We start from the raw sequence: 20,267 nt of genomic DNA, 5'->3' as shown, positions 1-20,267 counted from the left end.
AACATGAAAAAACAAGGAGGAATTTCTAGTGGGAAAAAGAAGTATCTGGCTTATTTTCAGTATGGTTGTAATTGGATTTATTTTAGTTGGTTGTGCAAGTGAACCAGATGAATCTGGAGCGGAAGGTGATGGACAGGCTCAACAAGAAGGCGGAGATTTAGTGATTGCAACTGTTTCAGATGCTGTTGCTCTAGATCCTGCAGGAGTAAATGATGTACCTTCCTTTGATGTACAATATAATATTTTTGAAAAGCTGGTGAAACACGATAGTGATATGAATTTACAACCTAGCTTGGCTAAAAGTTGGGAAGCAGTAGATGATAATACCTGGCAATTTGAACTGCAAGAAGGGGTAACTTTTCATGACGGTGAACCATTTAATGCAGAAGCTGTCAAAGCCAATATAGAAAGAATGTTAGACCCAGAAGTTGCTGCGCCGCATTCGTATTTACTAGATGGAGTGGAAGAAGTTGTAGCAGTGGATGAATATACTGTTCAATTTAAAACCGAGTACCCAATTTCTGGACTACCTTCTAATTTAACGCATCCAGTTGGAACGATGATTTCACCAAAACAGATTGAAGAGGATTATGCAGCTATGGAAGTTGGTGAAAATCCAGGTTCTGTAATCAATGAAAATCCAATTGGAACTGGATATTTTAAATTTGATGAGTGGAAAACAGGGCAATATATTCGTTTAGTAAAAAATGAAGATTATTGGGACGGAACTGCTAATGTAGATACAGTTACATTTAAAGTAGTATCTGAGGACCTAACACGAATTGCAGAACTACAAACTGGGGATTCACATATATCGAACCCGCTTAGTGCATCTGATGTAGAGCAAATTGAAAGTTCTGAAGAAATGTATGTAAACGAACAAGGAAGCGTTTCTTTAGATTACTTGGGATTTAATATGGAAATGGAGCCTTTTGATGATAAGCGTGTTCGCCAAGCGATCTCCATGGCGATTAATAAAGATCAAATCATTGATGGAATTGCCAATGGTTATGCGAAGAAAGCTGTTGGTCCATTAGCTCCAGGAGTAGTTGACTATATGGAAGACTTAGAAGGGTTAGAATACGATGTAGATACAGCGAAAGAACTATTAGCTGAAGCGGGTTATCCTGATGGTTTTTCTGCAACCATATGGACGAATGAAACGAGAGAGCGTTTAGATATTGCAACAAATGTTCAAGCTCAATTGCAAGAGGTCGGTATAACCATAGACATTGAAGTGTTTGAATGGGGAGCGTATCTAGATGAAATTGGTAAAGGTAACCATGACATGTTCATCTTAGGATGGTCAAATAGTACAGCAGAAGCGAATAACGGTATAGCACCATTATTCCATTCAGACAATATTGGACCTTCAGGAAACCGTTCATTTATGAGTAATGACGAGTTGGATCAGCTTTTAGATGAAGGGCAAACAGAAATTGATGAAGATGCAAGATTCGATATCTACAAGAAAGCGCAAGAAATACTTGTTGAGGAAGCTCCAGTTGTTTATCTAATGCACAAAGATTATTTAATGGGTGTGCATGAAAGTGTAAACAACTTAGAAATGTTACCAACAAAAATGCTGTTATTAAAAGATGTTACGATTCAGCAGTAGAAAAAAAGATTCTGAGGATTTCCCTCAGAATCTTTTTTTGAATGCATATTTGTTATCAACCTTAACTTAATCTTGAATGGAGATACCTTGGTAGTCGATAGGTATGTATTCAATTTGGTAATCTGCTAGTAAAGGCAAATTAGACATATACTGCCGTAACATCGGCCCGTTTCCTTTTGAAGTTACTGATAGCATAGTCGGTCCAGCTCCACTTAGGATAGTTCCATATGCACCATTCTTTTTCGCTTCCTCTCGAATATAAGAGAAATTAGGAATTAATTCCGAACGAAAAGGCTCATGAAAGAGATCTTCTTCCATTAATTTTCCTGCTAACTTATAATCCTTACTGTATAAGGCAGCTATAGTTAAATTACTAATGGCACTTGCTTTAGCTGCATAATCTCGTTTGTAACTATCAGGTAAGCAATTTCTAGATATAGATGTCTTTAACTCTACATTTGGAATATAGACAACAATATCGACGTCAATGTCTTTCAATTGAATATGTTCAATTTCCTCTGCGAATACAGTTGAAATAATTAACCCACCGTATATAGAAGGAGCAATATTATCAGGATGCCCTTCGATCTCCGTACCATATTGTAGTTTTTGTTCTGGTGTTAAATGTAGATTTCCTAATTGATTGGCAAGCTCGATTCCTGCAACAATTGCAGAAGCACTGCTTCCTAAACCGCGAGCCAAAGGAATCTCGTTTACTTCCTGTATTTTACAAGCTGGGAGAGTAATATCATGTTTTTTTGCAATACTTTCTGCAATGTTCCATATAAAGTGGTCTTCTGTAGGGATGGACTCGCCGTGGGAATAAAAGAGTAAGCTATTTGCATCCTCTACATATAGGTGTAAATATAAGCCTAATGCAAGCCCTGTTGAATCAAAACCAGGGCCAACATTGCCACTGCTTGCTGGAACAGAGATACAAAAAGGCGTCATGATGTGATCAGCTCTTCAAGATAGTCCATAACTGCTTTTTCGTTGTTTGGTAAGCTTACAGGATCAATTGATAATTGATCGATTGCAGTTTGTGGGTCCTTTAATCCATTACCAGTTAATACAGCAACAACTTTACTACCTTTTGGAATGGTTCCACTTTTAACTTGTTGGATCACACCAGCGATAGATGCTGCCGAACCTGGTTCTGCAAAAATACCTTCTTTTTTGGGTAACAGTTTGAATGCATTTACGATCTCATCATCCGTTACATACCCAATACTCCCATTTGATTCTTCTTTTGCATTTAAAGCAAGTTGCCAGCTTGCTGGATTGCCAATACGAATCGCAGTGGCTATTGTTTCTGGTTGTTCAATGACTTTATTTTTAACGATAGCAGCAGCACCTTCTGCTTCAAATCCCATCATTTTTGGTAATCCGGATTGGTGTTTTTCGTTATATTCTTTAAAACCTTTCCAATATGCACTAATATTTCCTGCATTACCGACTGGAATAGCAAGAATATCAGGAGCTGAACCTAATTGATCGCAAACTTCGAATGCGGCAGTTTTTTGTCCTTCAATACGATATGGATTAACAGAGTTAACTAATGTAACGGCTGATTTTTCACTGATTTTACGAACCATTTGTAGTGCCTCATCAAAATTACCATCAATCTCAACAATCTCTGCACCGTACATGACTGCTTGAGCTAATTTTCCTAGAGCAACTTTTCCTTTCGGAATGACAATAATCGCACGTATACCAGCACGAGCAGCATAGGCAGCAGCTGCAGCTGATGTATTTCCGGTAGAAGCGCAAATAATTGATTTGCTTCCTTCTTCAATTGCTTTTGCAACTGCCATAACCATACCTCTATCTTTAAATGAGCCAGTTGGGTTTAAACCTTCAAATTTCCCATATAACTCTATCCCCAATTCTTTTGATAAAGTTGGAAAAGATAATAAAGGAGTGTTTCCTTCCATGAGACTTAATGATGGTGTCTGGTCTGTGACAGGTAATAATTCCGCGTATTCCTTTAATAATCCTTGCCAAGTCATTACATCACTTCTCCTTCCACTTTATAATAGCTTTTGACTTCAATAACAGCTTCAAAACTTCGCAACTTCTCTAACGTATGTTGGAAATTAGACAAAGATGTATCATGGGTTACGACGACAATTTCAGCAGCCTCATACTCGTTAACAGGTGTTTGTACAATTCGTTGGAAGCTTATATCTTGTTCATGGAATAATGATGATATTTTAGAAAGTACGCCAGATTCATCTTTTACACAAAGCCGTACATAGTATTGGCTATGCCGTTTATTGACAGGTGTTAATGTTTTGGTGAACTGCATTTCATTCGATTGATTGCCAGATACACCGAGACGTAGACCTTTTATCGCTGCACTGACATCAGAAAGTATTGCTGTAGCAGTAGGTAAACTGCCGGCTCCTGGACCGTAAAACATGGTTTCACCTACAGCCTCTCCATAAACATAAACAGCATTGTATTCGTTCTTTACACTTGCTAGTGGGTGATTTTTTGATAAGAGAGTAGGTTGCACATTTACTTCCAGCTCTTGATCGTTGAAATTCGCAAAACCAATAAGTTTCATGGTATAACCGAGTTGTTTCCCGTAACGCAAATCTTCCAATTCAATTCCTCGAATTCCATTTACTTCTACATCACTTAATTCAACAGGAGTTGAGAATGCGAGTCGACCTAGAATGGCCATCTTCCGTGCAGCGTCTAAACCGTCAACATCTGAAGTAGGGTCCGCTTCAGCAAATCCTAAGCGTTGTGCTTCTGAAAGTGCGTCCTCATAACCCATGCCTTCTTCATCCATTTTCGTTAGAATGTAGTTTGTTGTACCATTCACAATACCCATAACACGTTGAATATGGTCTGTAGATAATCCTTCCGTAATCCCTCTTAGAATAGGAATACCTCCAGCAACACTAGCCTCATAATAGAAGTCACATCGATTTTTCGTTGCTTCAGTTTGTAATTCAGGTCCATGTAATGCAACTAAGTCTTTATTTGCAGATACGACATGTTTTTTGTTTTGAAAGGCACGTAATATATACTCTTTTGCTTGGTCAATGCCACCCATTACTTCTATTATAATATCGATGGATGGATGATCTAATACTTCACTTGGATTTGTTGTGAGCAGATCACCATTAATATGTATATTCCTTGCTTTATCTAAATTTCTAACTAACACTTTTGAAACTTCTACTTCGCAACCAAGTTGATGAGTTAATTTTTCACGGTGATCATTAATTAGTTGAATTACACCAGACCCAACAACTCCTAAACCTAATAAACCAACAGATACTTTCTCTTTCATACTCTCACCCCTCTACGATGTTATATTTAATACATTTAAACACGAAAAACATTGAATGGCAATAGTGAAATATTTGAAATTAACAAATAAATGTTGTGTTAATACACTAATAGAAAGAGATTAGGAGGAAAGCAGATGAGAGAAGCAGTGATTGGAGCAATATTTCTTGTTTGTTTAACAATCGGTTGTATGCTTGGATATTTATTTGGAAACACAGAAACTGGGGGAACCATTGGCTTAGCATTTGGGCTAGGGAGTATTTTATTCTTTCGAAAACGTAGAAGAAAAGATGGAACATAACTAAGTACATTTGTAACAAATCATAGAAGCAGCCCCTAAAGTTGAAAAAGAAGTATATAAAGAGATTAGGACAAAAGCATTTACGAAAAAGATAAATCCGAATGAATAGGTGTTGAAAACCTGCTTATTCTAAGGCGGCTGGTGTGCCCTCGGATGCTTATGCACCGGGGTCTACTCTTTAGCCTCCTTCCCATAGGACAAGGAAGACCTCGACAGCATTACATCGCACGCTGAAAAATCAATTGTTGATTTTCAAGGAGTCTCCGTATATTCTTACGCTTAATCTATCTATCATCCGTCATTTAGCGAAACTTTTTGTTGATGCCCCAACCTCCTTTGCTTTTTTAATATGAGATTTATTAAGATGAAGATACCGGCGATTGTTTATCTTTATAACCTTTTAAAGCAATAATCGATACGATAAGGCCGATAAAAACAATTGCTCCGCCTACAAATGCATTGAATTGTACATGTGACTTTTCAATGACGAAGCTACCTATAAATGAACCAATTGCTATACCAAAGTGTAATGCAGAGTTATTTAGACTAACTAATATATCTGCATTTTTAGGTGCTGTTTCAATTAAAAAGCTCTGAATTGGTGGTGACACCGCCCAACTCATCATGCCCCAAATTATTAATACAACAAAGAAGATAATGATATTAAATGTAGCAAAAGGTAAAGTGACAATCGCTAAAATAAACAGTGTAATCACTGTAAGTATAGTTCGTTTTGGACCAAAATGATCTGATAAAGCTCCACCAGCACCACCGCCACTAACTGCAGCGATTCCAAAGGCTAAATAAACCACACTAAGCCAGAAACCACTCATATTCATCATTTCGCCAACGAAAGGGTTTAAGTAAGCATATAACGTAGTATGTCCAGCCAATACAAAAAGGGTAGTTAGTAATGCAAAAAAGACGGATTTACTACTAACCATTTTAAGCTGGGATTGTAATGGTAAAGGTTTTTCAGATGTATAAATTTTCGTCATAAAGAAATATACGCCTATCATAGAAAAAACGGTTAATATTGCTATAAGTACAAATGGCGCTCTCCATCCGAATGCTTCTCCAAGTATTAAACCAAATGGAATACCAAATACTAATGAACCGCTTACGCCCATGCTGACAATTCCAATGGCTCTGCCGCGGTATTCAGGTTGAACAATGGACGACGCCATCATGATACACAGCACAATAAGTATCGAAGCACTTGCAGCAGAGATAATTCTACTTATAAATAGCATTGTATAGGAAAAACTAAATACAGCAATTAAATTACCAATAAAGAAAGTACTTAAAGCAATTAATGTTAATTTTTTCCGTTCAATTGAAGCAGTTAGAAATAATAAAATTGGTGCTGAGACTGCAAATACTAGTGAAAAGATGGTAATAAGAAAACCGGCCTGTCCCATCGTAACACCAAGATCATTGGCTACTAAATCTAAAATACCACTGATAATTAATTCTACCATTCCAACTACAAAGGAGATGGTCATTAATAGATACACTCGTTTATCCATGTTAACACAGCCTTACATAAATTTTCGCAACATGACTATCGTAGACTTATTTTTACAGAAGTACAAGAGAATAGTATTTATTTACATTTTTTTTACACAACACAGTTAAAAAGGAAAAAAAGCGTTGTCTTTGTTATACTTGTACTATCGCATGAGTCGGACAAGGAGGAGTCTTTGGTGAGTAATCAAGCAACATTAGATAAAAAAGCAATGAAGGTACTCAAAGAAACTAGTCGAACATTTTACATTCCAATAAAACTGTTGAATAAAACGTTAAGAAAAACAGTGGGTTCAGCATATCTCTGTATGCGTGCGATTGATGAAATGGAAGATCATGAAGCATTGGATCCTACTAGTAAGCAAGAATTACTAATTCAAACAAGTCAATTATTACAAGCGGAATCGTTTGATAATGTTGCTTATCAATCATTAATTGAACCCTACCGTAATATTCTCCCGGAAGTAACAACTAGATTAAATGATTGGTTACAATTTTGCCCTTCAGACATTGTTACGAAAGTTAAAGCTTCTACTAGTGAGATGGCGGAAGGAATGGCGAAGTGGGTAGCTAGAGACTGGGAAGTAAACACCAAAGAAGACCTAGATGAATATACGTATTATGTAGCAGGACTAGTCGGTGTTATGCTATCAGATATTTGGCAATGGTATGATGGAACTAAAACAGATCGTGAATTAGCTATTGGGTATGGTCGAGGATTACAAGCTGTAAATATATTAAGGAACATTGATGAAGATGCTGAACGCGGAGTAGGCTTCTTCCCGGATGGATGGACCAAAAAGGAAATGTTTGAATATGCAGAGATGAATTTACATATGGGAGATCGCTATATGGAGCAAATTTCCACAAAGAATATTTTGTTATTCTGTCGTATCCCATTAGCACTTGCGCAAAAAACATTGGCTGCATTGAAAAAAGGAAAAGAAAAAATATCACGGGATGAAGTTGAGAACACTGTTGATCATATTATAAACTCGTAAATGAAGCTTTTTAAGTTAGTGAATAAATTATCTATGATTGAACGGATTTTAAAATTAATCCGTATAGAATAAGAATTCTGCTAAAAATTGCAGGATTCTTTTATTTTTTTGTAAATAAAGTGATTAGAGCAAGGATTTGATTCTAATTCTTCACTTTCCTTCTGTATTTAACGAGAAACTATAGGGGATATTATTTGTATGAACAAAAATAAAAAACTATAATTAAAAACTGTGTTTTAATAAACGAGCAAGTTGGTGGAATTCTGTTGTGATTCACGTTCTCTGTTTTCATTTATCCATCCAACGGTCTTTAAGAACAGTTAATACTAACTTTAGGCGACTTGCTGTAAAAAAACAGGAGGTAAAACGTGAGATCCAAAAATAAAAAGGAACTCGATTGGCCCGTTTTTTATATAAGCGGCGGTTTTTTAATACTATTTATCATCTTTTCGTTAATAAGTAAGGAGAAAGTTGGAGAGTGGGTAAATACTTTATTTACCTACTCGTCAGATTGGTTCGGGGCATATTGGCAAATACTTTTATTACTTAATTTCTTAATCGGACTAGGATTAGCTGTATCTAAATATGGAAAAGTTCGTTTAGGAAAAATGGATAAACCAAAGTATAGTTATTTTGGTTGGGTAAGTATGATCTTGGTGACATTACTTGCGAGTGGCGGTGTCTTCTGGGCAGCTGCTGAGCCGATGTATCATTATATGGATACACCGCCTTTGTTTGGTGGCGGAGAGTTTAACTATTTAGACGGTGCAATGGCTCAAGCTTTTGTTCATTGGGGATTCCTAGCATGGGCAATTCTCGGAACTTTAGCCGTAGTAGTCATGATGTACGTCCATTATCACAAAGGATACCCATTAAAACCAAGAGGATTACTCTATCCAATATTTGGTGAAAAGATTTTTGAAAAGAATGTGATCGGAACACTTGCAGACAGCTTTTCAATTATAGCCACCGTAGCAGGGACACTTGGTCCATTAGGGTTTCTAGGTTTACAGATTTCTTACGGATTAAATCATTTATTTGGAGTTCCTAATACACTTGTGATCAGCATGTTAGTAGTACTTGGATTAGTCACAGTTGCTGCTATATCTGCTGCGACAGGTGTAGATAGAGGGATTTACCATTTAAGTAATTGGAATGTGCAATTTACTATTCTTCTAGCATTAGTTGTATTTCTTATAGGACCAACAACATTTATTATTGATGCTTTTATCGGTGGAACAGGGGTTCATTTACAGAACTTCTTTACAATGAATCTGTACCGTGGAGATGAAGGTTGGCTATCCGGTTGGACGATATTTTTCTGGGGTTGGTTTATCGGCTATGCACCAATGCTTATCGTATTTATTAGTCGTATTTCCAGAGGTAGAACAATTCGGGAACTAATCATTGCGGTATCCATTGTTGCGCCATTAGTTACAAATTTTTGGTTCTCTGTTGTTGGAGGAACGGGAATATTCTTTGAAAATGAAAATTCAGGTTCTGTTTCCAATGCTTTAACAGAAGGTGGAATGCCTGCGGCTGTTATGGCAATAACGGATCAATTACCTATGGGAGTCATATTTGGAGTAGGATTTCTATTGGTATCAATTATATTTGTAGCTACTACTACGGATACAATGTCATACACCGTAGCCGCAACTTTATCTGGTCATGATAATCCGAAACGTTGGTTACGTGTGTTCTGGGCAATCATTTTCGGTGCTACAACAGCTGTAATTTTGACGATAGGTGAAGACAGTATTACATCGATACAAAATTCAATAGTTATTACGGCGGTACCTGTATCCTTCTTGTTATTACCGCCTTTATGGAATGCGCCAAGAATTGCCAAAAAAATGGCAATAGAACAAGGGTTAATATGGCAACGTGAAATGAATAAAAAAGTGGATAAAGATTAAAAAATAAATATAAAAAAGACGGTCTCACAAAGGCCGCCTTTTTTGCTATAATCGAATTTTTTCTTAAAGAAATACTCAGTTGTTAGTAACATTGAAATGATTCAATTCGATCTAAATCTATTCCAAAATATACCCAACGGAATCCAGTCCAGCGGAAACCTGCAATTGAATTTCTTCCTACAAAAGTAGGGAAATACCAAAAACCTCTTCCTCTTTCTGGCCAAATGAAAGTGAAGCGGAAAAGACAACGTCTAATTCCCCCAGGATCTACTGCAAAAGTTTGGAAGGCCGGTTTTTCTGGTGTGAAATTTGGTGGAGCTGAAGTTGGTGCTTGTTGCCCATCTTGGCCACCGCCGCCAGGGAATCCACCACCAGGGAAACCATCAAAAATTCCTCCAGGAAATCCTCCAGGAAATCCACCAGGGAAACCACCTCCGGGGCCACCACCAGGGAAACCGCCACCAGGTCCACCACCAGGGAATCCGCCAGGGAATCCACCACCCGGACCACCAGGGAATGTTCGATCAGGTGCGTTAGGATCCTCATTGAAATATCCATATGGATTATTCATATCTGACTCACCAACTTCATGATATCTTTCTGAACTTTCATAAGGTGCTTCAGTGAATTGCTGTTGATTATAGTCATCGCGCTGTTGATCAAAATACTGATTTAACATATCACCAGGTAAGTTGTTATTTTGTCTCTGATCTTGTTGATGTTGCTGATGATATGGATGATTATTATAGTAATCCATTATTTTCCTCCTCATATGCTAAGTTTCATCACATTAGCATATGGGATAAAAGCACAATTTGGGATACATAATTATAATATTGGGCTTATCCATGAGAAAATAAATGAAGAAAGGGAAAAACCAACTACATGAAGTTTCAAATTATAATTGTTGTACTGCTTGTAAAATATGATTTGTTTCTGTGATTGCGGTAATAAAAGATACACCATCAGCTCCAGCTTGAATCACTTCTTGTGCATTTGTAGTATTAATTCCTCCAATTGCGACTAATGGTAGAGAAGGGTGTTGTTTTTTTAAATGTTGAATCCATTCAAGTCCAACCGCTTTTTTAGCATCCTCTTTTGTATTTGTATCAAATATTGGTCCAGCTCCAATATAATCGACCATTTCTAATGGGCTATGATTCAATTCTTTATTCGTTGATATGGACAATCCGATTATCTTATTTGGGAATTGTTCCCGCACAACCTTCACAGATTGATCATTTTGACCGACATGAATACCATCTGCATCCAATTGTTTTGCTAAATCTACATCGTCATTAATAATAAAAGGGATCTGAAAATCATAGCAAATACTCTTTAAATCTTTTGCAAGCTCAACTTTTGCAGTTCCTGTTAAAGAATTCTTACCTTTTTCTCTGAATTGAAAAGCAGTGATTCCTGAAGCTGCTGCCTCTTGTAAAATCTCTCGTGGGTCTCTATGGCAGTTTTGACTTCCCATAATAAAATATTTCCGAAGCATTTGTTTTTCGAATTTCATAAGGAATTAGGCTCCTTTCGTTAGGTCTTGTGGTAGTTTTGAAAGAGAATCAATGAATACAGGTAAAAAACTGCCTGGGCCATGAACATTTTCTTGATCAGCTGCATAAGAAGCTGAAAGTCCATAGAATGAAACAGCTGTAATTAATTGGTCTTTCAATGATGCTTTTGTAGTTAGACATGCTGCAATTATGGAACCTAATAAACAACCAGAGCCTGTTATGGATGTTAGGTAATGATGTCCTGTACCATTATGAATCAAATGATTATCCACATAAATAACATCAGTTTCTCCGGTGACAATAACAGCAGTGTTATATTTTTCACTTACTCTTTGCGCAATTTCATCTAAATTACCCTTACCAATAGAGTCAACTCCTTTTGCTTCGAGTTTGATATCCACTAGACTTGCTAATTCTCCACCATTTCCCTTTATAACAGTCGGTCGAACTTCCTCTAAGATTTTATCAATAGCTTTGCGTCTAAAAGAAGTGGCAGCAACACCTACAGGATCTATTAATACAGGAATGTTATGTTTATTTGCTGTTTTTCCAGCAGCTATCATCGATTCCAATTCAGTGGAAGTTAATGTACCGATATTAATTAAAATGGCATTTGAGATTGCTGCAATTTGTTCTACTTCTTCTATCGCTTTTGCCATAATTGGTGAACCGCCGAATGAAAGTAACCCATTTGCTGAGAAGTTCATTACTACTTGATTGGTTAAGTGATGCACGAGTGGTTTAGTATCACGAACTTGTTTAATAATATCGACTTGCATATTTATCTCCCTCTCCTTAGTTTCTTATTTATCTTTCCCGAATTGCCCAATGATTTGTCGGTCCATTCCCGGCACCAAGTTCAAACGATTTGGATATTGCAGCAGTAACGAATTCCTTTGATTCCTGAACTGCTTTTACAACAGGGTATCCTTTAGCGAGATAACTAGTAATAGCAGCAGAATAGGTGCACCCCGTACCATGAGTGTTTCTTGTATTGATTCGTTTAGCTGAAAATGTATGAATCGCAGATCCGTCATATAGAAAGTCTACTGCTTCTCCTTCCATGTGGCCTCCTTTTATAAGTGCGGCATCCGCATTAAAATGATCGACGATATACTTTGCAGCTTCCTTCATATCTTCGGTTGTTTTAATCGAAAGACCAGTAATAAATTCTGCTTCTGGAATATTAGGAGTCACTAGTGTTGTTTGTGGGAGCAGACATTCTCGTAGAAATGAACGAGCTTCTTTATCAATGAGTGAGTCACCACTTGTTGCAACCATAACTGGGTCCATAACATAAGGAGCATCTATTTTCTCTATCTTTTTAGAGATTACCTCCATCATTTGTTTATTGGCAATCATGCCCGTTTTAAGAGCATGAATCGGCATATCGCTCATAATGACTTCAAGTTGATCTTTAATCATATTAATAGGCATATGATGGACAGAAGTTACACCAGTAGTATTTTGAGCAACTACGGAAGTAATCACTGACATGCCATACGTTTGTAGTTCTTGAAATGTTTTTAAATCTGCTTGTATTCCAGCTCCGCCACTAGGGTCAGTGCCAGCAATCGTTAATGTACATGATACATTATTCATTTTTTTATATCCTCCTTCAGTGTCGGCCACTTCTCAGTGGACATAGCCATTTCCCAAAATAAGTATTCTAATTGACAACTCTTTCGGAAAGCAATTTTCATATTCGCCTTTTCTTTTTCAGAAGCATGTAAAGCGTGTTGATCAAGCCGGGAACACATTTCCTCTATATCTTGTTTCGTATCTGCATAACATTGAATCCATATTTGAAACGAGTGATCATCTGTTGGTCAATACATATCTTTTAAATGTTTGCCAATCTCATAATATGTCCAAGGACATGGCAATAGAGCGCTAAGTGCTTCTCCAGTAGATCCTGTTTGTGCATGATACATCATGTGTTTTACATAATGGTCTCCTGTAGGTGGTAAAGGATGTCCTTGTAAATCTTCATAATTCTCATCTATATAATTACAGAAACAAAGATGTGCTTGAATTTCATCATGCAATGAGAACTGTATGAGTTCATTGAAATAGGCAATATCATCACGATCATCAGCATTGGCGATAGCCATGCCAATGGTTTTCATAAATCCATTTAAATAAGCGTAATCGGCTTGGATATAATTTCTAACTGCCTGTAATGGTAGTATTCCCTTTCCTATCCCATCTACAAACGGGTGCTGCTTAATTAACATAAATACATCATCATTTTCTTGTCTTAGCTCCTCAGTAAATTTCATTCTATTCCTCCTACGTATGGATTTGCATGAAGTTTGTTTTATGAACCCGAGATAGAATAAACCAACCTATACAAGCTCCAGAAACACTGCTAACAAAAAATGCCGGAAGAAAGGCGATTGCACCTACACTTGATCCCATAAGTAAATTCGCAAAGGGAACTGCGAGTAAAGAACCAATAATTCCTGTACCAAGAACTTCTCCGGTAACCGCTAAGCTACGATAGCGCCACTTTCGGTAGAGTATCCCAGCAAATAAAGCGCCAATCATTCCTCCTGGGAAAGCTAATAATGTTCCTAGACCTAAAAGATTCCGAAGTAAACCAATCATTAAAGCAACCCCAACAGCAGGTCCTGGACCAAGTAACACTGCTGCGATAACGTTTACTGCATGTTGTACTGGATATGCACGGGCGACACCAGCAGGGAACCATAATAACTGCGAACCAATTGTACCGATGGCAACAAGGACAGCCATCAATGTTAAGACGCGGGTGTTTCTCACTTTATCTCTCCTTTCCAAAACACAAAAAAACCAAGCCCAACTAAAGGACCTGGTTTTGGTATACTGAGAATGTAATCATCAAAATTATTGACTACTTCCCTACGCTGGTATTAACCAGATCAGGTCCATAAGAGTCGGAAAGTAGGTGCTTTCCTCTCAGCCCACACATCTTATTGGGCACCCCTAGTAGTTGCTTTTCGTATTTATTTACTTCATATTAACTGTAACAAAATAAATAAATTCTGTCATCTAGTGTAGATAAAATTAGTATTCAAAGGGGATTAGATAGATGCTTCAATTGAAAGAAATAGAATATCGACATGGAGACCACATATTGTTTTCGACGTTTAATCTAACGATTCAAAAAGGAGAAGTTGTTGCTATTCACTCCTCTTTAAATGTTAGACAGATGTTAATCAAAATGATCGTTGGAGATAAAAAAATCAATAACGGTAGTATCGAATTAAATGGAATTTCATTAAAAGATAAAGTGGAGTATTTTCAAGCGTTAGGACTTCAATTATTGAATAACGGCCTTTACGAACGGATGAATATAAAAGAATATTTTCGATTTATGGAAAAATTATATCAAACGAATGTCAATCATCAAGATTTGATTGAAAAATTACAGTTGTATGAGGTGAAGGATAAACGCATAAATAAATTAACAGAGTCTGAACAAAGACGAGTTCAGTATGGGAAAATAATTATACAAGATGCAAGTGCTATTCTATTTGAAGAGCCAGATTTAAATGTTGACCTTGAGACCAAACGAGTATTGGTTCATGTTTTAAAATACCTGCAAAAGAATAATAAAGGTGTATTAATATTGACTTCTAATATGGAAAGCGCAATTACATTAGCAGAGAGTGTATATCGACTTAATGAAGAGGGGTTACAAACGGTTGAAATAAAAACGGCAGAAAATGAAGAGAAACAAGAAATAGACGATGTTTCTGATGAAGGATTAGATAAACAAGATTTTTCTTTCCAGCTAAATAAAATACCATCTAAAGTAAATGACAAAATAGTACTTCTTGATCCTCCAGAGATTGACTACATTGAAAGCGAAGAAGGTCAAGCTGTAGTACATATGAAGGGGTCATCGTTCCGAACAGCATTTACACTTCGTCAATTAGAAGAGAAATTAGAACATCAGGGTTTCTTTCGATGTCATCGATCTTATATTGTAAATTTGCAAAAAGTACGAGAAGTGATCACGTGGACAAGAAATAGTTACAGTCTTGTGTTACAGGATAAAGAAAAAACACAAGTACCTTTATCAAAAACAAAAATGGTTGAATTAAAGCAAATTTTAGGAGTCGATTAAACTCCATTTAACCGATTATTTACTCCATTCATCGGAAATCTAGTGCGAATACCTTGATATAACAGTATTCTGAAGATGCAAATGAAAATTGGATTTTCAGGAGGGAATAATATGACTTCAGTCATTGAAGTAAGTCATTTAGAAAAAATTTATCAAAATAAGCAAGCACTTAACGATGTAAATTTTCAAGTCGAAAAAGGGGAAACATTTGGTTTTTTAGGTCCAAGTGGTTCAGGAAAAACAACAACAATAAAAATATTAACTGGACAATTAACTCATACTTCTGGAATAGCAAAAGTATTTGGAGTACCAGTTCAACAATTAAAATCACCAGCTCAACGTAAACGATTTGGAGTTGTTACAGATAATAGCGGTCTATATAACCGTCTCACTATCTATGATAATTTAAAAACATATGCTCAGTTATATGATGTAAAAGAGAACCGCATTCATGAAGTATTAGAAATGGTGCGTTTAGAAAAAGAAACAAAGCAACAAGTAGCGAAATTATCAAAAGGTATGACACAACGCGTACTTTTAGCAAGAGCATTACTCCATAAACCTGAAATATTATTCTTGGATGAGCCAACCTCAGCATTAGATCCAGTGAACTCTAAGCATATTCATGAAGGATTAAAGGAATTGAATAAACAAGGTACGACGGTATTTTTAACAACACATGATATGGAAGAAGCGGATCATTTATGTCATCGTGTAGCGTTTTTGAATAAAGGATCTGTACAGTTATTAGATAGTCCCAAAAATTTAAAGAAGCAATATCGTGAAGAGAAGGTGTTACTAGAGTTAAGGGATGGTAGAGAATTGGAATTACCATTAGAACCTTCTATCGCCTCTGACATTCAACGATATATATCAGAAGATCGTGTGGAAACTATTCGTACAAAAGAGCCGACATTAGGAGATATTTTTGTAGAAGTAACCGGGAGGGAACTAGTATGACTTTTTCTGTAAAACGTTTTATGGCAATTTTTCAAAAGGATTTAAAGGACTTATATCGTAATATGTATGTCTCTTCAACGATTATCTTACCACTTGTATTTGCGCTTATATACGGAAGGATGGATGTTGTTCCATTAGAGATTCATATATTTATCATTAGCATTTCTTTATCTATGGTAGGTGCCTTTCTTCAATGTGCGATCATAGCAGAAGAAAAGGAAAAGAATACACTTCGTGGATTGATGCTTTCGCCAGCTACAATCACTGAGATATTAGCAGGAAAGAGTACAGTAACATTAGTTATCACATTGGTAATTACGTATATTTCTATGTTAATCTCGGGATTTTCACCTTCTAATCTTATTCCGGTTGCATTAGGAGTTGTGTTAGCGCTCGTTTTCTTTATCACGCTAGGGACGTGGTTAGGATTAATTACTCGTTCTGTTTTAGAAGCTTCCATCTATATTTTGCCGGTGATGTTTATATTTGGAATGGCTAATATGTTTATTGGATTTGCTGAAGAATATCCTTTTCTAAAAGTTTTAGAGTATACTCCTGCTATTCAGTTATTCGAAATAGCAAATATAACCGATGGTACTTTTGCTGATTACTTGTTACCATTTGCAATCATTGGAGCATGGGTAGTTGTTGGTGCTGTTTTAACAGTCTTATCCTTTAAGAAACGAATGATGGATTAGTATCCAAACGCAAAAGAATAGTTTTATAAATGTCTAGAGTCCTTCGTTTGCTTAAGTATCGGAGGACTCTTCATGCTGCTGTCTTGTGAAATTAAGTCCATCTATCAAAAAACTTTAAAAAATTTTTATAGATTCTTTACGGGTTTTCGTTTAATCTATAAGAAGTGTTTTAATTTTTGTGTTTTTTAAAAGGGGGAAATAATAGTGAATCATATACATCGGCCGACAGTGGTAGCATTATTACTTGCAGGATCTTTTATTGCGATTTTAAATCAAACGTTAATGATAACAGCCATCCCCCCTATAATTATAGAAATGGGAATTACAGCAAATAGTGCACAATGGCTAACGACGGTATTTATGCTTGTGAACGGAATTATGATACCAGTAAGTGCATTTTTAATTGAGAGGTTTACAACGAGACAATTATTTATGTCAGCAATGGGGATCTTTGCTATCGGTACATTAGTGGCAGGTGTAGCCCCCGTTTTTGAAATGTTATTGGTTGGAAGAGTCATTCAATCTATTGGCGCAGGAGTAATGCTACCACTAATGACAACTGTATTCTTGCTTATTTTTCCAATTAATCGCCGAGGCTCTGTAATGGGGTTAATTGGTTTAGTTATTTCTTTTGCACCAGCTATCGGTCCAGCTTTATCTGGGTGGGTAACAGGACACTTCTCTTGGAGATACTTGTTCTTTATTATCTTCCCAATCGCAGTCATCGATATGATTATAGCGTATTTCGCTTTGAAAAATGTAACGGAGGTAAAAAAGACAAAGCTCGATGTCTTGTCTATTATTCTATCTTCGTTTGGATTCGGGGGAATTCTTTATGGTGTGACTAATGCAGGGAATTATGGTTGGGGAGCACCGATCACACTGATAACGTTAGCTGTTGGAGTTATTTCTTTAACGTTATTTATTTTGAGGCAGTTAAAACTAACTCATCCAATGCTAGAGTTCCGTGTGTTCAAATACGCGATCTTTCCGTTTAGCATATTTATAGGTTCGATAACATTTATGGGACTCATTGGTACAGAGACATTAATTCCTTTATTTATGCAGAATATGCGTGAATTCAGTGCATTTCAAGCAGGGATGGCAATGTTGCCAGGAGCGTTAGTTACGGGGCTTCTTGCACCAATAATTGGTAGAATGTTTGATCGATACGGTGGAAAATGGATTGTACTTCCAGGTGTCATCATTATTACATTAGCCACCGTTCCATTTATATTTATAGATACTGAAACTACGTTTGCATTTATAACCACTTTATATGCAATTCGAATGTTAGGATTAGCATTAATTATGATGCCGATTCAGACTGCTGCACTTAATCAGTTACCAAATGATTTAATACCCCATGGTGCAGCAATGGATGGAACGATGCGTATGACAGCAGCTTCTGTGGGTACTGCGGTCTTAGTTACAGTAATGACCTCTGTAGAGTCAATGGCAGCAAATCAGGTAGCTCGTCCAGATATCTTAGGTGTGAATGTATCGTTTGCTGTGATCGCAGTATTAGCCCTGTGTACAATTATTGCCTATTTCTTTATTAAGTTTGATTCATCACCAGCTAAAGAAGTAATAACCGAAGCTACCAAGGAAGAACAATCGCTATAATATTGTCCTATATACAATCTATTGATCAATAGAGATAAAGCAATTGAAATAGGTGAGACTTTCAGCGTGAGCATCACGTTCCAAAAATCCTTCGAATCACCGGGGATCCAGGTATTTAAGGTCTGAGTTGGCTGAAAGTGAGCCTATTTCAATCTGCAATAAAGTGCTTTAATAAGTCGATTAAAGTCTATGTTTTTGTCTCGGGTATAAAGGATTATGCACTTCTGTTAACTTCTTTTTTCATATATTCATCTGCATTTTTCTTTCCGTATTTTTTCATGGAATAATTGTAAAGTACGATACCTAGAACAGTCCAGATCGCGATGATTATCCACTCATATGGCCATATGAGTGCAGATGGCATTCCAGGTAGATAAAGAATTGTAACTCCTGTAGACATCATTGTTGCTAACCAGCCTATGGTAGTTCCTCCGGGAAGACGGAAAGGTCTCTCCATATCTGGAGCTTTCTTTCTTAAAATAATAAATGAAATAGCAACCATTAACCAAGCAACAACAAGCCCAAGTCCCCCAGCATCTACTAACCAAACTAAAGCTGGTCTACCTAAAAGAGGTGCAGCAGTAGAAAGTACTGCGATTAATAAAATCGCTTTATGAGGAGTATTATACTTTGGATGTAATTGTCCAAGAGATTTTGGAAGCATTCCTGCTTTTGCCAAGGCATAAATTGCCCTACTTCCACCAACATAAAATCCGATCCAACTCGTTAGTATCCCACCGATACCACCTAAAACAAGAAAATTTCCCATCAGCTCACTATTACCAAATGCTTTTGCCATTGCATCCGCTGTTACAAGATTCGATCCATTAATCTCGTTGGGAGTTAGCATTCTAGATACGCCGAAAATAATAGCAATGTACCAAATCACAGCTACGACAACAGAAATAATAAGTAACTGTCCAATCTTCCTTTTCGGTAAATTAATTTCTTCGGCAGCCTGTGGTATGACATCGAATCCAACAAACATAAATGGTGTCATCATAAGTACGGTTATGATTCCTACCATACCAGTCTGAAAAAGAGGTTCCATATTATTCATGTTGCCACTAAAGGTACTACCCGTAATCAGCATTAACCCTGCGATGAGGATTAGAATAGTGAGAATAAAATTGATAACGGAGGATAGTTTAATTCCTCGATAATTAATCCATGCAACTAATACCGATCCAATAATCCCCACCCCAGCCCATGTCAATGTGACATCCCAGCCTGCAATTGTATAAAGATATCCTTGACTGTAATTGGGGACAAGGTATTCAAATACCGTTGGTAAAGCCACTGCCTCAAAAGCAATGACGGAAACATAACCAAGAATAATTGCCCACGTAGCAATAAATGAAACTACTCTCCCCATTGCTTTGTATGTGTATACATGTTCTCCTCCGACAAATGGCAGGGCGGAAGATAATTCTGCGTAGGTCAATCCAACAAAAACAACGAGTAGGCCACCGAGTAAAAATGCAATTATTGCACCGAGTGAACCTGCTTCTGTTATCCATAAACCAGAAGTAACCACCCATCCCCAGCCAATCATTGCGCCAAATGCAAGGGCAAAGACATCTTTCTTATCCAACGATTTTAATAGTTTATCTGATTCGTTCATCAAATTCCTCCTATAATGGTTGATTTAAAAGATCATCTATTGTGTGGATTATA

Annotated in this window: 18 protein-coding genes, 1 pseudogene and 1 riboswitch; of the genes and pseudogenes, 8 read left to right on the top strand and 11 right to left on the bottom strand. The window is 36.9% G+C overall.

Translation table 11 applies throughout. The features are described 5' to 3' along the window. Positions 1-28: 28 nt before the first annotated feature. Positions 29-1,618, top strand: coding sequence for a glutathione ABC transporter substrate-binding protein (locus ABC346_RS01000; RefSeq protein ID WP_413233118.1), 1,590 nt, complete (start codon positions 29-31; stop codon positions 1,616-1,618). A gap of 66 nt (positions 1,619-1,684) precedes the next feature. Here the strand turns inward: ABC346_RS01000 and thrB are convergent, their stop codons facing one another. Genes thrB through ABC346_RS00985 form a run of 3 tightly spaced genes read right to left on the bottom strand, consistent with a single transcriptional unit; the run spans position 1,685 to position 4,925 of the window. Then, positions 1,685-2,569: a homoserine kinase gene (thrB, locus tag ABC346_RS00995; RefSeq protein ID WP_413233117.1), complete on the bottom strand. Its 885-nt coding sequence runs from the start codon at positions 2,567-2,569 to the stop codon at positions 1,685-1,687. Continuing rightward, the gene (gene thrC, locus ABC346_RS00990; RefSeq protein ID WP_413233116.1) at positions 2,566-3,627 is read right to left on the bottom strand and encodes a threonine synthase; all 1,062 of its coding nucleotides are present in this window, start codon (positions 3,625-3,627) and stop codon (positions 2,566-2,568) included. The genes thrB and thrC overlap by 4 nt, the downstream gene beginning before the upstream one ends. After that, the gene (locus tag ABC346_RS00985) at positions 3,627-4,925 is read right to left on the bottom strand and encodes a homoserine dehydrogenase (protein WP_413233115.1); all 1,299 of its coding nucleotides are present in this window, start codon (positions 4,923-4,925) and stop codon (positions 3,627-3,629) included. The genes thrC and ABC346_RS00985 overlap by 1 nt, the downstream gene beginning before the upstream one ends. A 135-nt stretch (positions 4,926-5,060) precedes the next feature. Between ABC346_RS00985 and ABC346_RS00980 the strand changes: the two genes are divergently transcribed. Next, a complete protein-coding gene (locus ABC346_RS00980; protein ID WP_413233114.1) occupies positions 5,061-5,225 on the top strand; it encodes a hypothetical protein in 165 nt (54 codons plus the stop codon). A 359-nt stretch (positions 5,226-5,584) separates the two neighbouring features. Here ABC346_RS00980 and ABC346_RS00975 read toward each other — a convergent pair whose 3' ends face one another. Next, positions 5,585-6,754, bottom strand: a complete 1,170-nt coding sequence (locus ABC346_RS00975; protein ID WP_413233113.1) for an MFS transporter — start codon at positions 6,752-6,754, stop codon at positions 5,585-5,587. Positions 6,755-6,931: 177 nt separating this feature from the next. Between ABC346_RS00975 and ABC346_RS00970 the strand changes: the two genes are divergently transcribed. Continuing rightward, on the top strand, positions 6,932-7,753 hold the full coding sequence (locus ABC346_RS00970; protein ID WP_413233112.1) for a squalene/phytoene synthase family protein: 822 nt from the start codon (positions 6,932-6,934) through the stop codon (positions 7,751-7,753). 368 nt (positions 7,754-8,121) lie between these two features. Continuing rightward, positions 8,122-9,672: a BCCT family transporter gene (locus tag ABC346_RS00965; protein WP_413233111.1), complete on the top strand. Its 1,551-nt coding sequence runs from the start codon at positions 8,122-8,124 to the stop codon at positions 9,670-9,672. 82 nt (positions 9,673-9,754) lie between these two features. On the opposite strand, the gene ABC346_RS00960 is transcribed toward ABC346_RS00965, so the two are convergent. The 6 genes and pseudogenes from ABC346_RS00960 to thiW form a co-directional block, all read right to left on the bottom strand. Next, complete coding sequence (locus tag ABC346_RS00960) at positions 9,755-10,429, bottom strand: hypothetical protein (RefSeq protein ID WP_413233110.1); 675 nt, start codon at positions 10,427-10,429, stop codon at positions 9,755-9,757. A gap of 141 nt (positions 10,430-10,570) precedes the next feature. Further along, entirely contained in the window at positions 10,571-11,191 is a 621-nt protein-coding gene (gene thiE / locus ABC346_RS00955; RefSeq protein ID WP_413233109.1) for a thiamine phosphate synthase, read from the bottom strand. Positions 11,192-11,197: 6 nt separating this feature from the next. After that, positions 11,198-11,971 carry a hydroxyethylthiazole kinase gene (gene thiM / locus ABC346_RS00950; RefSeq protein ID WP_413233108.1) on the bottom strand — a complete coding sequence of 258 codons (774 nt, stop codon included), beginning with the start codon at positions 11,969-11,971 and terminating at the stop codon, positions 11,198-11,200. Positions 11,972-11,999: 28 nt separating this feature from the next. After that, on the bottom strand, positions 12,000-12,794 hold the full coding sequence (gene thiD, locus ABC346_RS00945; protein ID WP_413233107.1) for a bifunctional hydroxymethylpyrimidine kinase/phosphomethylpyrimidine kinase: 795 nt from the start codon (positions 12,792-12,794) through the stop codon (positions 12,000-12,002). Then, positions 12,791-13,429 (bottom strand): annotated as a pseudogene (gene tenA / locus ABC346_RS00940) (thiaminase II). The gene thiD and the pseudogene tenA overlap by 4 nt, the downstream one beginning before the upstream one ends. A gap of 55 nt (positions 13,430-13,484) precedes the next feature. Then, a complete protein-coding gene (thiW, locus tag ABC346_RS00935; RefSeq protein WP_413233106.1) occupies positions 13,485-13,976 on the bottom strand; it encodes an energy coupling factor transporter S component ThiW in 492 nt (163 codons plus the stop codon). A 79-nt stretch (positions 13,977-14,055) separates the two neighbouring features. Then, positions 14,056-14,171, bottom strand: a riboswitch (TPP riboswitch). Between the two features lie 94 nt (positions 14,172-14,265). Here thiW and ABC346_RS00930 point away from each other — a divergent pair. From ABC346_RS00930 to ABC346_RS00915, 4 genes are all read left to right on the top strand, one after another. Then, a complete protein-coding gene (locus tag ABC346_RS00930) occupies positions 14,266-15,306 on the top strand; it encodes a LytTR family transcriptional regulator DNA-binding domain-containing protein (RefSeq protein ID WP_413233105.1) in 1,041 nt (346 codons plus the stop codon). A gap of 111 nt (positions 15,307-15,417) precedes the next feature. Then, complete coding sequence (locus tag ABC346_RS00925) at positions 15,418-16,266, top strand: ABC transporter ATP-binding protein (RefSeq protein WP_413233104.1); 849 nt, start codon at positions 15,418-15,420, stop codon at positions 16,264-16,266. Beyond that, positions 16,263-16,964, top strand: coding sequence for an ABC transporter permease (locus ABC346_RS00920; RefSeq protein ID WP_413233103.1), 702 nt, complete (start codon positions 16,263-16,265; stop codon positions 16,962-16,964). The genes ABC346_RS00925 and ABC346_RS00920 overlap by 4 nt, the downstream gene beginning before the upstream one ends. Before the next feature lie 204 nt (positions 16,965-17,168). Further along, positions 17,169-18,590, top strand: coding sequence for a DHA2 family efflux MFS transporter permease subunit (locus ABC346_RS00915; RefSeq protein ID WP_413233102.1), 1,422 nt, complete (start codon positions 17,169-17,171; stop codon positions 18,588-18,590). A gap of 214 nt (positions 18,591-18,804) precedes the next feature. Here the strand turns inward: ABC346_RS00915 and ABC346_RS00910 are convergent, their stop codons facing one another. Then, positions 18,805-20,214 carry an APC family permease gene (locus tag ABC346_RS00910; protein ID WP_413233101.1) on the bottom strand — a complete coding sequence of 470 codons (1,410 nt, stop codon included), beginning with the start codon at positions 20,212-20,214 and terminating at the stop codon, positions 18,805-18,807. Between the last annotated feature and the right edge of the window lie 53 nt (positions 20,215-20,267).

Origin of the sequence: Oceanobacillus phoenicis (assembly GCF_047238145.1) — a bacterium.
GTDB lineage: Bacteria > Bacillota > Bacilli > Bacillales > Amphibacillaceae > Oceanobacillus.
This window is presented reverse-complemented; position numbering and strand designations above follow the sequence as displayed.